15 protein-coding genes and 2 pseudogenes are annotated in these 14,693 nt (G+C 40.9%); 13 read left to right on the top strand and 4 right to left on the bottom strand.

All coding sequences use genetic code 11. The features are described from left to right. The first annotated feature begins 52 nt into the window (after positions 1-52). Positions 53-577: a hypothetical protein gene (locus tag D3H55_RS02725; RefSeq protein WP_119545365.1), complete on the top strand. Its 525-nt coding sequence runs from the start codon at positions 53-55 to the stop codon at positions 575-577. Between the two features lie 32 nt (positions 578-609). On the opposite strand, the gene D3H55_RS02720 is transcribed toward D3H55_RS02725, so the two are convergent. Next, on the bottom strand, positions 610-996 hold the full coding sequence (locus D3H55_RS02720; protein ID WP_119545364.1) for a hypothetical protein: 387 nt from the start codon (positions 994-996) through the stop codon (positions 610-612). A gap of 265 nt (positions 997-1,261) precedes the next feature. On the opposite strand from D3H55_RS02720, the gene D3H55_RS02715 reads away from it, so the two are divergent. The 3 genes from D3H55_RS02715 (at position 1,262) to D3H55_RS02705 (ending at position 3,657) form a co-directional block, all read left to right on the top strand. Continuing rightward, positions 1,262-2,134 carry an SDR family oxidoreductase gene (locus D3H55_RS02715; protein WP_119545363.1) on the top strand — a complete coding sequence of 291 codons (873 nt, stop codon included), beginning with the start codon at positions 1,262-1,264 and terminating at the stop codon, positions 2,132-2,134. 123 nt (positions 2,135-2,257) lie between these two features. Further along, on the top strand, positions 2,258-2,461 hold the full coding sequence (locus D3H55_RS02710; protein ID WP_119545362.1) for a hypothetical protein: 204 nt from the start codon (positions 2,258-2,260) through the stop codon (positions 2,459-2,461). Then, positions 2,458-3,657 (top strand): alanyl-tRNA editing protein, encoded by a 1,200-nt coding sequence (locus D3H55_RS02705; protein ID WP_420808729.1) that lies wholly within the window; start codon positions 2,458-2,460, stop codon positions 3,655-3,657. The genes D3H55_RS02710 and D3H55_RS02705 overlap by 4 nt, the downstream gene beginning before the upstream one ends. A 442-nt stretch (positions 3,658-4,099) precedes the next feature. On the opposite strand, the gene D3H55_RS02700 is transcribed toward D3H55_RS02705, so the two are convergent. Further along, entirely contained in the window at positions 4,100-4,966 is an 867-nt protein-coding gene (locus D3H55_RS02700; RefSeq protein WP_119545360.1) for a glycine betaine ABC transporter substrate-binding protein, read from the bottom strand. A 174-nt stretch (positions 4,967-5,140) separates the two neighbouring features. On the opposite strand from D3H55_RS02700, the gene D3H55_RS02695 reads away from it, so the two are divergent. From D3H55_RS02695 to D3H55_RS02670, 6 genes and pseudogenes are all read left to right on the top strand, one after another. Then, complete coding sequence (locus tag D3H55_RS02695) at positions 5,141-5,539, top strand: GntR family transcriptional regulator (protein ID WP_119545359.1); 399 nt, start codon at positions 5,141-5,143, stop codon at positions 5,537-5,539. Beyond that, positions 5,523-6,422, top strand: coding sequence for an ABC transporter ATP-binding protein (locus D3H55_RS02690; protein WP_119545358.1), 900 nt, complete (start codon positions 5,523-5,525; stop codon positions 6,420-6,422). Before D3H55_RS02695 ends, D3H55_RS02690 begins: the two co-directional genes overlap by 17 nt. Beyond that, a complete protein-coding gene (locus D3H55_RS02685; RefSeq protein WP_119545357.1) occupies positions 6,397-8,349 on the top strand; it encodes a DUF6449 domain-containing protein in 1,953 nt (650 codons plus the stop codon). Before D3H55_RS02690 ends, D3H55_RS02685 begins: the two co-directional genes overlap by 26 nt. Before the next feature lie 22 nt (positions 8,350-8,371). Further along, the gene (locus D3H55_RS02680; protein ID WP_119545356.1) at positions 8,372-8,890 is read left to right on the top strand and encodes an RNA polymerase sigma factor; all 519 of its coding nucleotides are present in this window, start codon (positions 8,372-8,374) and stop codon (positions 8,888-8,890) included. Positions 8,891-9,082: 192 nt separating this feature from the next. Further along, positions 9,083-10,633, top strand: coding sequence for a hypothetical protein (locus D3H55_RS02675; protein WP_119545355.1), 1,551 nt, complete (start codon positions 9,083-9,085; stop codon positions 10,631-10,633). Positions 10,634-10,728: 95 nt separating this feature from the next. Next, positions 10,729-11,367, top strand: a pseudogene (locus D3H55_RS02670) (Type 1 glutamine amidotransferase-like domain-containing protein); the annotation flags it as partial. A gap of 38 nt (positions 11,368-11,405) precedes the next feature. Here the strand turns inward: D3H55_RS02670 and D3H55_RS02665 are convergent. Then, positions 11,406-12,335, bottom strand: a complete 930-nt coding sequence (locus D3H55_RS02665) for a CorA family divalent cation transporter (RefSeq protein ID WP_119545353.1) — start codon at positions 12,333-12,335, stop codon at positions 11,406-11,408. A 191-nt stretch (positions 12,336-12,526) separates the two neighbouring features. Between D3H55_RS02665 and D3H55_RS02660 the strand changes: the two genes are divergently transcribed. Both D3H55_RS02660 and D3H55_RS25365 read left to right on the top strand, forming a co-directional pair. Next, a complete protein-coding gene (locus D3H55_RS02660) occupies positions 12,527-12,850 on the top strand; it encodes a four-helix bundle copper-binding protein (RefSeq protein WP_205685317.1) in 324 nt (107 codons plus the stop codon). Between the two features lie 395 nt (positions 12,851-13,245). Then, positions 13,246-13,601: pseudogene (locus tag D3H55_RS25365) on the top strand (transposase); the annotation flags it as partial. A 310-nt stretch (positions 13,602-13,911) separates the two neighbouring features. Here the strand turns inward: D3H55_RS25365 and D3H55_RS02650 are convergent. Next, a complete protein-coding gene (locus D3H55_RS02650; RefSeq protein WP_119545351.1) occupies positions 13,912-14,151 on the bottom strand; it encodes a YczO family protein in 240 nt (79 codons plus the stop codon). Positions 14,152-14,303: 152 nt separating this feature from the next. On the opposite strand from D3H55_RS02650, the gene D3H55_RS23980 reads away from it, so the two are divergent. Then, entirely contained in the window at positions 14,304-14,453 is a 150-nt protein-coding gene (locus D3H55_RS23980) for a hypothetical protein (protein WP_168412936.1), read from the top strand. Positions 14,454-14,693 lie beyond the last annotated feature (240 nt).

The raw sequence follows: 14,693 nt of genomic DNA, 5'->3' as shown, positions 1-14,693 counted from the left end.
GAATGACCTTGTTCTAAAATAAGAGAAATATATTTCCTGGAAGGTTCTATAAATGAGTATTCTTATCTTGGTCTTATACATTCTGGCAGGAATAAAATTTGGAAACTGGTCGAAATTTGATAAATACTACTCCACAGTCCTTTACTTTGTGATAGGAGATTTATTATCGCAATTCCTGCTTTTTAATCATTCACTGTGGCTGTTTCATCCCATGGATAAAATAGACCGGTTGTTCCATCTGAACCATACGTTTATTGCTCTAGCCAAGATGGCCGTTCAATATACTGTGACGGTGGCAATTTTTATAGGAAGGCTTCCGCACACATTGGTAAAACAAGTGTTATGGATTTTATTGTGGACCGGGATTTACGGAATGAATGAATACATAACCCATCAATATGGGGGGCTGAGTTATCACAGGGGCTGGAGCTTTGGCTGGGATCTCGCTTTTAATATCATGATGTTCATCATGCTGGTTATCCATTATAAAAAACCATTGATGGCGTGGGTCCTCTCGGTGCCAATCATTATTGCGCTCTGGTTGATTTTCGATGTGCCGATGAATGTACTAAAGTAATAGAAGAAAAAAAGCCCTTACAAGGCTTTTTTTTAATGGAGATTTTCGCTCTGCTGAAGGCTGATTAATTCTGCCGCTAATGGTTTTGGAACCGAAATGGCTTTGCCCTTCTGGTTATTGTACGAATTCCATACAAATATCTTCTTCTCTTGTGAAGAAATCTTCATCTGCAGGATGATCGGATGATTATCTCCCTTGGTCTCCAGGTGAAGAGAATAGGGAAAGAGATGCAGAACGTATGTAGTATAGACATTTTTAAGTAGCAGCCTGCTTGAAATCCTTGTTTTTTCGTGGCTCATGATGAGGTAAACCAAATCCTGGAATTCAATCTTTTTATGTTGGTGGTCTTTGATCATCGTACCGATGTCGCTGGTCAAATGTTTAGAAAAACGTTTGACACTTTCAACAAAATCACTCATCGTATTCCTCCTTTTAATAGGCTTTTACGTAAATACCTGTAAAATATCTCTTTACCATAATTCAGAATAAAACTTCTGGAATTAAGGGGCCGGTTTTAGAGGTTTTACAAAAGGCCGATAAATGCAAACTCAGCATTTTATTATAATTTCCCCCCTGAAAGGAATAACATTCATGGTAAATCCGGAGGGGATATGGAACAAGGTTTAAATTCCAAAACACAGGGAAGAGAAAAGATATATTTCAACAACATGGAGGGTTATACTTATGACTGAAAAGAGACCAGACTCAATACCGGGACAGGAACAAAACCACCAGCCCGGGTTAGAATCGGATATGGATCCAAGACCGGATTTCACAGGCAACCTTGCAGGAGTAGCTAAGAGATTAGATGGTAAAGCTGCACTTATAACAGGAGGGGACAGCGGTATCGGAAGGGCTGTTTCCGTTGCTTATGCAAAAGAAGGGGCAGACGTGGCAATCGTCTATCTTGAAGAAGACAGCGATGCCAAAGAAACAAAAGAGCATGTAGAGAAAGCGGGGGGGAAATGCCTTCTCATTCCGGGTGATATTGCAGACGAAGAATTCTGTCAGAAGGCTGTCCAAAAAACCGTTGATGAATTCGGCAGACTGGACATTCTGGTCAATAATGCAGGGGAGCAGCATCCTCAGGATTCTATTGAAGACATCAGCAAGGAACAGTTGACCAGAACATTCAGCACCAATATCTTCTCGATGTTCTATTTGACAAAAGAGGCATTGAAGCACATGAAAGAGGGAAGCGCCATAATCAATACCTCTTCCATTACGGCTTATCAAGGAATGCCGTCACTGATAGACTACTCTTCAACCAAAGGTGCGATTACAACGTTTACGAGATCACTCTCGCAGTCACTTCTTGATCGCAAAATCCGGGTGAACGCAGTAGCTCCGGGTCCAATCTGGACACCACTTATCCCATCTTCCTTCTCTGAAGAAACTGTTGAAGGATTCGGATCAGATTCAGTACCGGTACCGATGAAGAGACCGGGACAGCCTGCAGAGCTTGCAGGAAGCTATGTATTCCTTGCCAGCGAAGACGCATCCTATATTACCGGACAAATGATCCACGTCAACGGCGGAACGATTGTAAACGGCTAGAAGAAAGGTGCTTCCTTTTTAGAGGAGGCGCCTTTTCTTTGTGTTTGGTGAATCATCAGAATGGAAAAACAAGTAGTAAGAAGTTTACAATAAATCATAAGGCTTCTTTAAGGAGGCAATCGCATGTTTATCGTTTCATTGTTGGCAGGTATTGCACTGTTAATCTTTGCATTTGCCGGATTAAAAGGAAAAGATACTGAAAATGTGCAGAACAAAATTGTAAAGATTGGTTTTGTTCTGCTGGGGATCTTTCTTATTTATGTAGGGATCATAGATATCATTTCAATATTTACTGACCCATCCGGATATTTTGAACAGAGAAGGTGAACAATTTGAAGGGAAAATTGTATTATCAGGACCAATATATTCGTGAATTTCAATCAAATCTGGTTTCACAACAGAAATCCGAGGATGGAAGATGGTTTGCCGTTTTGGAGGAAACCGCTTTTTACCCAGCCGGCGGGGGACAGCCTTCTGATACTGGTATGCTGAATAATGTCAAGGTCACAGAAGTTGAGGAGATGGATGGGATCATCCGCCATTATCTCGAGGGTCCGATTGCTGATGAAGGTCCAATAACAGGAATGATCAATTGGAACAGACGATTTGATCATATGCAGCAGCATTCGGGCCAGCACATCCTTTCTGCCGCATTTGTTGAAAGTCTTGGTTATGAAACGGTCAGCTTCCATCTTGGAAAAGAAACCTCTACCATCGACTTGAATACTTCTGATTTAACAGAAGGGGAAAGATTGAAGGCAGAGGCGCTTGCCAATGAAATCATCCTCCAGAATCTGCCTATACATACCAAATGGGTAAACAAATATGAGGCCGGGAAATACCCGCTTAGAAAAAGGCTTGCCGTTGAAGAAGACATTAGGCTGGTGATCATCCCGGAATTTGATTACAACGGCTGCGGAGGAACACATCCCGGTTCCACAGGTGAAGTTGGACTGATAAAAATTCTTGGATGGGAAAAACAGAGAAAGAATACACGGGTCAGCTTTGTATGCGGACAAAGGGTCGCAAAGCAGCTTCATGAGAAAAATCACATTCTAAAACAACTAACAGGAGTCGTGAATGCTCCTCCTTCAGAAATGGTGTCTTCTGTAAAGACTCTTATAGAAAACGGAAAGAAAAATGAGAAGCTTCTTGAGGAAGCCCGGCAGACCATCCTTTCGTATGAAGCAGAGGCACTCGGAAATTCTGCCGTGGACATACATGGAACAAAAGTAGTTAAGAAAGTTCTTCAACACCGGTCCATGGCTGAGATGCAGCAGATGGCCAGGAGTGTTCTGCAAAGGCATGGAGCGGTCGTCTTGTTAGTGAGTGAAAATGGCGACAAGCTGCAATTTGTGTTTGGGGCGGCGCCCTCTTGCCATAATGATATGAAGGAGCTCGTTTCCTATGCCTTGGAGATTACTAATGGTAAAGGAGGAGGGAATTCATCATTGGCACAAGGCGGAGGCAGTGCTGTAATGCCGGGTGAAGAACTGCTGAATCGGTTGATGGAACAGCTTTAGAACTTTTTATTAAGGCTGTTTTCGAAACTTTGCTGCTATTCAATATCAATTTCAAATAATATCCTGGTAAATCGTCATACAACCCCGGTGAGCAGAATTGAATTCAGGGGAAGAATCCGGCATCAGGGTTTTTCCGAAAGCAACAATATTTGCGAAAACAGCCTTTATTAAAGATACAGGGACAGAATTGATTTAATCTCTCTGAAAACCGTATTATTGTAAGCTGCCAGTACTAAACATAAGAAAACCGAACTTTTTGCAGGCTCTATAGAGAGTTCAAAAAGTTCGGGGTTTTTTGGTTAAAACCATATTTATAAAAAAATATTTTCTTTGAATGATTTTTTCCTTCTCCCTTTTTACGTAGAAGGATTTTTGCTTCAGGGTGCGGTCTCCTGCTGGACAGGTGAGCCCCCGGTAACGCAAAGCAGGAATTCAGCCTTTTTTACTTAAGCCACTTGTCAACCTGTTCGCGGTTATCCTCAATCCAGGTTTTCGCTCCTTCAGCTGGATCCCCAGCATCTTTGATGACAGCCATCAGGCTTCCAAGTGACTCATCATCCATTTTCCACTTATTCATCCATTTAATGACTTCAGGGTGGTCCTCTTCAAATCCATTCCTGGTCATATAGCGGATATCATCAGCTTCTCCATAAACTTTCTTAGGATCTTCAAGATATTTTAAATCGTATTCAGAGAAGGCCCAATGCGGATTCCAAAGTGTTACCACGATTGGCTTTTTGTCTTTATATGCTTTAGATAATTCGGCCATCATTGCCGGCCCGGAACTTGTCACAAGATCAAGTTCAAGACCGTATTCTTCAATGGCTTTCTGCGTCATTGAAGTCAAACTTGCTCCAGGATCGATTCCGACAATTCTTCCGCCGAATTCATCTTTTCTGGCATTTAGTTCTTCAATGCTGGAAATATCCTTCATGTAAGCAGGGACCACCAGGCCGAGCCCGGTATTTTCATACCATATCTCTTGCATATCGAGTTGGTCTTCATATTTGTCCATCAGTGGTTTATCTGTATTGGGAAGCCAGACTTCCGGAGCGATATCCAGTTCATCACGTGTGATCCCCAGCCAGACAGGTGCCTTTTCCATCGATTTCAATTCAACTTCATAATCCTTTTCCTCGAGCAGCACTTTCCACATATTCGATACAGCGATATTTTCTGCCCAGTTATTCAGGCCGATGACAAGGGATTTATCACCGCCTCCATCATCGCCATTGTCATTATTACATCCAGTCAATAATATTCCAGTTGAAATCAAGCCCAAAACCAGCAGGTCCACTATTTTTTTCACATAAAACACCTCAGATCATTATTAGTTTTTTTGTTATTGTTTCCTTGAGTTCATGTTCTATGCAGCGGAGTATTTCAATTGTATTAAAAAAACTTCTTCTCTTTTACAATTGGATAAAGTATAATCAACTGTATTAATACACATAGTACACTGCGTACAGATTGGAGGGTATTAATGTTCGAATTAGATTTGCGCAGCCGGAAGCCGATATATGAGCAGCTTGTTGACAAGCTTAAAGAATTGATAATCAATGAAGTATTAGTGGCAGATGAACAATTGCCCTCTGTCAGAACGCTCGCGGGGGAACTGACGATCAATCCAAATACTATCCAAAAAGCTTATAGAGAATTAGAGAGCCAAGGCTATATCTATTCTGTTAAGGGGAGAGGCAGCTTTGTCAGCCCTGCTGCCCATACCCAGAATACCGATAAGATAATCAAGGTGATGTCTGACCTGGAAAAGCTGATTGCTGAGGGGATGTACCTCGGTATCACAGCAGAAGAAATAATAACAATCATTCAAAAAATAGAAAAGAATGCTGAAGGGGGAGTTCACGGTGATTCAACTTCATAATGTTTCCAAACAGTTTGAAGGGAGAGAAGGAGTGCAAAATGTCTCCCTCTTGGTTAAAAAAGGGTCTGTTTACGGTCTGCTCGGTTCAAACGGAGCCGGAAAAACCACTCTCTTGAAAATGCTTGGCGGTATTTACAAACCTGATGCTGGTGAAGCAAAAGTTAATGGTCAAAAAGTCTATGAAAATCCTGCAGTTAAACAAAAAATGTTCTATTTGCCTGACCTGCCCGCTTTTTTGCCGCAGTATAACACAAAGCAGATGGCTTTATTTTACAGCAGTATATATTTCAGCTGGGATCAAGAAAGATTTCTCGAATTAACAGGAATCCTGGGAATCGATCCTGGTATTAAATTACATAAATTTTCAAAAGGGGTCCAACGGCAGGCGGCATTCCTGCTTGCGCTTTCATGCCGGCCAGAAGTGTTGATCCTGGATGAACCTGTTGACGGTTTGGACCCGGTGGTCAGGAAGAAAATTAAATCGATTTTAATGGAAGAAGTGGCTTTCAGAGAAATGACCATATTGATTTCGTCACATAATTTGGCGGAAATAGAGGATCTTTGTGATCATGTGGGGATATTGCATGATGGAAGGCTTTTGGTAGAAAAGGAGTTAGATGAATTGAAATCGGACTTCCATAAAATTCAAATTGCCTTTCGGCAGCCGCCGCCTGAAGAGTTGTTTGCAAAGATCCATATATTGCACATGGACAAGAGAGGCAGTGTATTCTCTTGCATAGTAAAGGGTGATCAAGCAGAAATAGAAGCTGCGGTCGGTGAATATGAGCCTGTCATCTTTGATCTTCTTCCATTGACACTTGAAGAAATATTCATTCATGAAATGGGGGATGCGGGCTATGCAGTCAAGGACGTCTTGGTTTAATAAAGAAATTCTTTCTCTCATTCTAAGAAATACCGGTTGGATAGGGATCGTATATTTACTGGGGCTTATTTTCGCGCTGCCATTGAACATTTGGATGGAGTTATCCAGTGAAGAACCTTCCTATATATATACCTACGGGCATATGTTCCAAGTTAATTTTATTCTGCAGGCAGGCTTGATGATGGTGATTCCTGTATTATTATCGCTCTTTTTATTCCGCTTTCTGCATGTCAAGCAGCAGGCAGACATGATACACAGCCTTCCCATCAAGCGGACAAAGCTTTTCATTCAATTTTCCGCTGCAGGATTGGCCATGCTGCTTATGCCGATTTTGATAGTGGCTATAATAATGCTGATATTCACTCTTACGAGTGATTTGGGGCCGAATTTCCAAGTCCAGGATATACTCAGGTGGGCCATGTTGACAACACTGATGACACTTTTGTTTTATACTGCAAGTTTGACTGTTGCCATGCTGACTGGACTCTCAGTAATACAGGCAGTATTAACCTATATCATCCTTTTGTTCCCTTCAGGGATCTATGTGCTGTCTGTCATTAACTTGAAGAATTTCTTATTTGGGTTTCCTAAAGAATATTTCATGGCCGTACAGACCGAAAAGTTTTCGCCGGTTATAAAGGCCGGGCTGTTCAATGAAGTCCAGCTTTCGGCTGCTGAAATTCTTATATATCTCGTATTGATCATCGGATTGTGGCTTACAGCTCTCTATTTATATAGATTAAGAAGAATAGAATCCGTTTCACAGGCATTGGTGTTCCCGGTACTGCAGCCGATTTTTAAATTCGGTTTGTTATCCAGTGTCATGATGCTTGCCGGCGGGTATTTCAGTGAGATGCAAAATTCGTTGGCGTGGACAATTTTTGGCTATGTCCTGGGATTTGTCATCGGCTTCTCCCTTTCTGAGATGGTATTGCAAAAGACCTGGCGAATTGCTTTGAGGGGAAAAGAGATTGCAGGTTTTGCTCTCTTCCTGGTAGTTATCGCTGTATTCTTTCACCTGGGGTTCAGAAACTATGAAACGGATATACCCGACGTGAGGGAGATTGACAGGGTCTACATGAATGATCATATATATTCTTACCTGGAGGAGTACGAAGAGGAACCTGTTCGCTACCTTACGAAGGAAGAAAATATCAAAAAGGTAACTGATCTCCATGAAACTGTCATTTCAAACAGGGAGAGCACAGGGGCAGATACATTATATTTAGTTTACGAATTAAAGAACGGTAAAAAAGCCGTCAGAAGTTATGAAATCAATCGAGACCATTTCGATTCGTTATATGAGCCGATTTATGAATCTGTTGAATATAAGCAATCGAAGCATCAGATCCTTTCCATCGATGCCGATAGTGCTGACAAGTTGACTATAACAGCAAGAGGTCCGCTGGATAAGCAAGTAACCATCACTGATCGGACTCTGCTTGCCGAGGGGATTGACGTGCTGAAAGATGAAATACTTGAAGAATCTTATGAAAGCATGACAGATCCTTCAGAAACACTTTATGATATTGAACTTCTGTTATCCAACGACAAGAGAGTGTATGTTGAATGGAAACCTTCATATGGAAGTTTTCAAGATTGGTTAATTGATAAAGATTTATTTAACAGAGTAGAAGTAACTGCTGCCGATGTTTCCAAGGTCGTTGTCTTTGAGCGGGATGATTACCATTCTTCCACGGGAATGGAATGGGATTCACAAGAAATAATCAAGAAACTTGAAAGAGAAGGAAAAACCATGACGATTACATCCGATCAGCAGATTGGTGATCTTCTGGATGTCACATCATGGACAATGGATAGTGAATATATGGCTGCCTTCTATTTTACAGGACAGGATTATCCTGATTTAAAGTACTTTACCGCAGAAGAGGTCCCTGAAAGTATTATGGACCACTTTGAACAATAGCAGGGGAAAAGGGGGAGTTTTCTTGGCAGTCAATTTTGAAATTCTATATGTCAATTACTATAAAATGGTTTACCACATAGCTTTACGTATTACAAAGGACAGCAACTTATCAGAAGATATAGTGCAGGAGACATTCATCAAGGCATATAAGAAAATCGACACATTGATTGATGAAGAGAAAGCAGGCGGGTGGCTGTCATCCATAGCAGCCAGGACAAGCATTGATTTCATCCGGAAGGAAATCAGGGCAAGGGAAGTCTTGGTTGATCCTTTCAGCGTTGAAGTAGATTCGTTTTTGTCCTCCACACGGGAAGAAGTCGAGCAAGCAGTGAACGTTAACCTGCTTAAAGAAGAGCTGGCAACTGAAATCAGGCAATTGCCATTGGCACAGCAGGAAGTCTTCCTTCTCCGTGTGCAGCACGGTATGAATGAAGAGGAAATAGCTGAAAAACTTGATTTGAAAAGAAGTACTGTGAAAACCAGATTTTTCAGAGCCAGGAAAAAATTGAAAAACCTATATAGTCTAAAATACAGCGCATAATGAGAAGGAGTTTTCTGCTGAGAAAACTCCTTTTTATTATACAATGCTCGGGCAATTTTCAAGAAAGTATTGACTTTTCCCAAAATTCGCCATAATATTTTATGTGTGAAAAAATTTGTTACATATTTGTAATAAAGTATAATGACAGACTTGAAGATTTATGAAAGAAAATAAAACATAAAGGATGTTTCGATGAAAGAAAAATTAAAAGCCTTTGGACCGCTGCTGCTGGTCATTCTTGCCCTATTTGCTGCCTTGTATTTTCAGCAGCTATCCACCATGACTAAACTACCGAATGAAGATTGGAGCAGATCGATTGCCTTTGATTATGAAGGCAAAGAAATGCCGATTACCTTTCAGCGGGAAAATGAACTCTATCTTACCAATGTTGATAAAGTAAGAAAGGTTGTCTTCGGGGAAGACCTTACCGTGGAAGATTCAGATGAAATCAATATGGATATTCCACGAGGTTATTCTTTTTGGACGGATGGAGAAAATTTCGTTACCTTATCAAAAGGGAATCTAACATTAACACGCGATGGGGAATCAGAAGTCATCGATGATGAAGTCACAGGAATTGCAACAGAAGAAGATAGAGTTGTGTATTGGAAGGATGGAACAGTATATACATATGATTTGAACAGCAAGGAAACACAAGAAATACATACATTCACCAATGAGATTGTCGATATTGTATTTGGGAGCGGCGGCAGTTATATGATTGTTCATCAAAAAGACGATGCCAATGCTGAAGTTTACCTGGCAGAAGCGGATGATACATTAATGGCCAAGCCGGTATTGACTGTTAAAAATTCACGTTATGACCAGCTTGGCAGTTTAGTATTTGAATTGAAGGATGATGAGTTGACTGTCGTTTACGGAAGACAAATGAGGACAGGTGGCTCCCTTTCTTTTAGTATGTTCAGAGCGGCAGGGACCGTCAATGAATTGGGATCCAAGCCTTTAGAAGTCAAAAAATTGGAATTTATCAATGAAGAGAACAACAGCAGGCTTGAATCACCGGATTATGCTTCACTTTTCTCAATGGATGGAAAACTACAGCTTGTATTCACTGCAGAGGGCCAGCGGATCGGGGATAACAGTGATATGAGGTTGTATACAGGTGTTTTGGATACAGGTGACCAGGTTGCAGCAAGGCCTGTAAACACAAATAATGATGTCGCCCAGAATCCGATGAAAATCAATGAGGGATCATTGTTATGGATTTCCTTTGATGGAGATTACTACAAGCTGTACGGGGCTTCACAAGATGATCAGGTAAAAGCTGAGAGTGTTAAACTTTCTGCAGAGGATTGGAAGGTCAGTGCCTATAATTCTTTCTTGATGCTTTTCAGCAGTATGGTAACCCTCCTGACGTCATTTTACTGGTATTTGCCATCATTGACTCTGTTAATACTGCTTTATATCTTGAAACCGAATATCTTTGAAAAAGATGATATCAACTGGGTTGAATATGCTTCCATACTGATTTTCATCCTTATGCCATTCACCTACATGAATCAGGCTATGAATCCCTATTTCTATGAAATGGCGCCTTTTTACTATACCTTTAAGTATAGTGGAACGGTACTTTTGATCATCATCAGTATTCTTTCAGCCGTCATCTGGAAGATCGGCAGGCATCCTGACTGGGGTACTTTCGCGGGTGTATTCTATTACATGCTTGTCTATATGCTGTTCTATATTTTCTCGGTTGGTCCGTATATCTTTAATTTATTCTAAGATAGTTTACTGCCCGGTACTTCGGTGCCGGGCAGTGTGATTTGGAGGTGTAGTAAATGGGAAAATTATTCTTTTAGAGTAATCAAGAGACAGCGGAAAACGGGTATATGAATCAAAAGCTACACGCATCCTTCAAATCCGATCATCCACAAATTGCTTATATCCCAAGCAGTGGAGACCCTGGACGTGAATATTACCATAACCAATTAAACTACTATAAACAGCTTGGTGTGGGAGATCTGTTGTTGCTGGATATAACAGAGGACTTAGATGAAGAGATAATGGGAAGGGCTATGCAATGTGATGCTATCCACTTATCAGGCGGGAACCCCATTACTTTTCGTGATAACTTAAGGAGAACAGGGACCGACTCTTTACTTGTTGAATATTACCGCAGGGGCGGCACTTTAATAGGTGTCAGCGGGGGAGCCGTTCAACTTGGAAGAAGCACGGCTTTGTTTGATATCTTTCAGCAGGGGCTTTCCTCTGCATCACAAAACTGGAACGAGCTTGGGACATTGAACCTGGTTCCTTTCGAATTTCTCCCTCACTATAATCGCTGGTCAGGCTCATTTAGAAAATCAGTTGAAGAATACACAGAAAAAACTGATGCCCTTGTCTATGCAGCTGATGATGGGAGCGGAATCATCATACAAGATGAGGCATTGAACTTTATCGGCAGTATAAAGAGGATTCACAAGGGAGTAACGGAACAAATGGTAAACCAAAAATAGCGGCAGTCTGCTAAATGCAGCCTGCCGTTTTTATTGGTTTAGTTCTTCCTGTCCCTTCCCTTTTTTCCTTTTAAAATATTCCTTGTCCAGCCTTTTTTGTTGAGCCAGAAAAATATGGCAGCAGATGAAATGAAGATCAATGACAAGGCAAGGGGATAGCCGTAATGCTCATTCAATTCGGGCATATATTTGAAGTTCATTCCCCAAAGCGCACCGAGGGCAGTGATGGGAGTGGTTAATACTGTGAAAACAGTCAGCGTTTTCATTATTTCATTTCCCCGGTACTCAACCAATGTATCATCCAAATTCATGAGTTTATTGATTGTTCCGTTATAGTGCTGGATCAGTTTGAATATTTTTTGTATTCTGGCATGCACTTTCTCATACTCTAATAATTTTGCTGCGTTTTCTCCCATGGCCGCCTTTAAAGTCAGAAGGAATTCTTCATAGGGCATCAAAATATTTTCCCAGCGTATTAATTTATGTCTAAAATCAATTAATTGAGATAAGTGTTCAGAGGTTTTATCCTGCTCAATTTTTTGGTGAATCATCTTAATATGCTTAAAGCTTGGATATAAGTCGATTGTGTACCTGTCAAGGACTTCATTAAGGAGGAACAAGAATCCTTCAATTGGCGACTTAAGCTGCAGCATCCTGTTTTCAAATTCTTCAAAATGAAACCAATTAAATAAAGAAGGGGTCAAACCGGCTGTCAACAGTTTCTCCTTCCTTATGATGAAATGTACATCATTAGTTTGAAGTTCGTAGTTGATTGATAAAGGCAAGGATCCTATTAATGTTAAATTTCCATTTTTGTCCTCATCCGAAAGCGTGAAATGATCGCTTTGTGCTCCGTAGTTCGCAAACCAGTCGTGTTGTTTCAATTTATCTGACAAATTAACCTGAAATTCCTGGTCATCTGCGGAATCAACACGGGTCCATTTCCAACCGCGTTCATTATCTGACATCGAAGTCACACCTTTCAAACATCCTTAACAAGAATCTTTTGAAGGATTATTCCCTTGTTTCTCACAGGCAAAACTTAAGTGAGATGAGTATTTCCATTACACCTCATTGTGCTTGTAATGCACAAGTAGTTTTTAAAGGCAATAGACAGGGTAATAGTTTTCTGAATATCACTATAAGGGGAGTGTTAAATTTGAATCAGACGTATGAGGATTGTTTAAAGGCTTGTCAGGAGTGTTTAGAAGCATGTAACGTCTGCTTTGACAGTTGTTTGAAAGAGGAAGATGTAAAAATGATGGCAGAGTGTATCAGGCTTGATAGGGAATGTGCGGAAGTATGTTCTCTCGCCATCGGCGCTCTGCAATACGATAGTCCGAATGTGAAAGGAATAATAAGGCTTATGGCAGAAGTCTGCGAGTCCTGCGGAAATGAATGCAAGAAGCATGATCATGACCACTGCCAAAAATGTGCGGAAGCGTGTTTCAAGTGTGCAGAAGAATGCAGGAAGCTAATCTAATAGAAAAAGCAGTTCCCGAGGGGGAACTGCTTTCAGCTTGTAGACAAAGTCCAAGATATGGACCACGTCTACAAGCTTTTTTTGTATAATTAGGTTGTGAATACTTTTTGCATAAGTTTAGGCGGTTGGAATAGATGGTTGATTTCCGCTACAGGCGCACGACTCCGCGGGGCGGGCGGTGAGCCTCCTCGCTGCGCTTGCGGGGTCTCACCTGTCCCGCTAATCCCGCAGGAGGTCGTACGCCTTTCGCTCCAATCAACCCTTTGTAAACTAAAACTAGTTTTGACACCAAAACCTTTGAAAAAACTGTGGGGGATTCAATATGCTATCCAAACATGGAGAAGATGGGAGAAATCAAATTGAGATGATTGCACTGGACCAGCTAGTCCCACAAGACCACAAGAGATGGATACAAGCAGTACGTTTCTGATCCTCTAAAACGTTTGGACTGCCCATTATTACAGAAATGTACACAAAGCCAGAATCATACAAAAATGATTCATAGACACCTTTGGCAAGATTACATAGAGGCGGTTGACCATCTCAGACACACTGATATAAATAAAACGCTTTACGCTCAGCGGAAAGAAACGATCGAAAAAGTTTTTGCTGAGCGAAAGAGAAGCATGGCATGCGTTGGACGACCCTAAGAGGTCTGAAAAAAGTCTCAATACAGGCGATGCTTACGTTTGCTGCCATGAATCTTAAGAAATTGGCAAACTGGACATGGCGAAGGCCATGTCCAGCCTGATATTCAATGGTTTTCACTAAAAAAATAACAAACCCCACTCCAACCAAATGTTGGAGTGGGGTTTGTCTACGGTCTGAAAGCAGTTCCCGAGGGGGGAACTGCTTTTTCTATTTGGTGCTTTTAATTCCTATTATAAGCGCTGGAAGGCTGCATTTGCCTTAGTGGCATACAGTTTGAGTGCCCAGGCGGCTAGCAGAAATATCTCTGGCTTTTCACTCTTGGGTTCATCGAATGACTATCACCGATGCGGTTTTTATTCCTTAATCATCAGATGACAAATCCATATGCCTCTGAAGAAGGCATCTGCACTTTAGTTATAGTCCTGGTTATATTTTTTTTCGCTTGAGGATTGGTCTTTTGTGTTTGATTTTTTTCTTTCTTCTATTTTTTCTTCCCGGATGTCTTCAAGTGGCAGGGGATCTACATTCTGTTCACTTTCGAATTTATCTAGCATGCTTTCTTTGTCACTGTCATATTGTTCAGGGTTATCGAAAACATCGAAACCACTGCCCTTATTATTTTTGTTATCTTTCTTATCTTTCTTTTCCATATTGATACCCTCCTTCTGGATATGAGCTTACTTGAAAATTCCCTAATTTGTGAGAGGTCAAACAATAATTCATCTCTTCCTGAATTTTCTATTTTGCAAGCCGAAGAAATAGGGTAAATAGAAAGCAAACCTTAAGGAAGGAGTTATTGATTATGAGCAATCAAGGCAGCTGGTATACTTCAAAAAACCATAAATATGAAACGTGGAAAGGAAGGCAGGACAGAACCGTAATAAATCGGAATCTCTTCTACTACGGTATACCTTCCATTATCATGATGATTCTTCTGTTCATAGGGGCCTGAAGTTCTGCACACCAAGCAGAACTTCTTTTTTTTCAGCTTTTTAGTAGCTTTTTTACTCTTTCATATAGATTTCAAGTGATCTTTCCCTGATTTGTCCAAATACCCCTTGTAGATTAGTAACTCCAGTTTCAGGTAAAGAATGGTATTTAAGAATAGAATGGCGGATTGAGGTGGGACTTAGGCCTTGCTGCTTTACTGATTAAGTAACTTAAGTTAAATTAGTAATATCTTAGTAGTGGG

Origin of the sequence: Bacillus salacetis (assembly GCF_003581585.1) — a bacterium.
Taxonomy (GTDB): Bacteria; Bacillota; Bacilli; order Bacillales; family Bacillaceae_B; genus Rossellomorea; species Rossellomorea salacetis.
The sequence above is the reverse complement of the archived record's forward strand: the minus strand, read 5'-3'. Positions and strand labels throughout refer to the sequence as shown.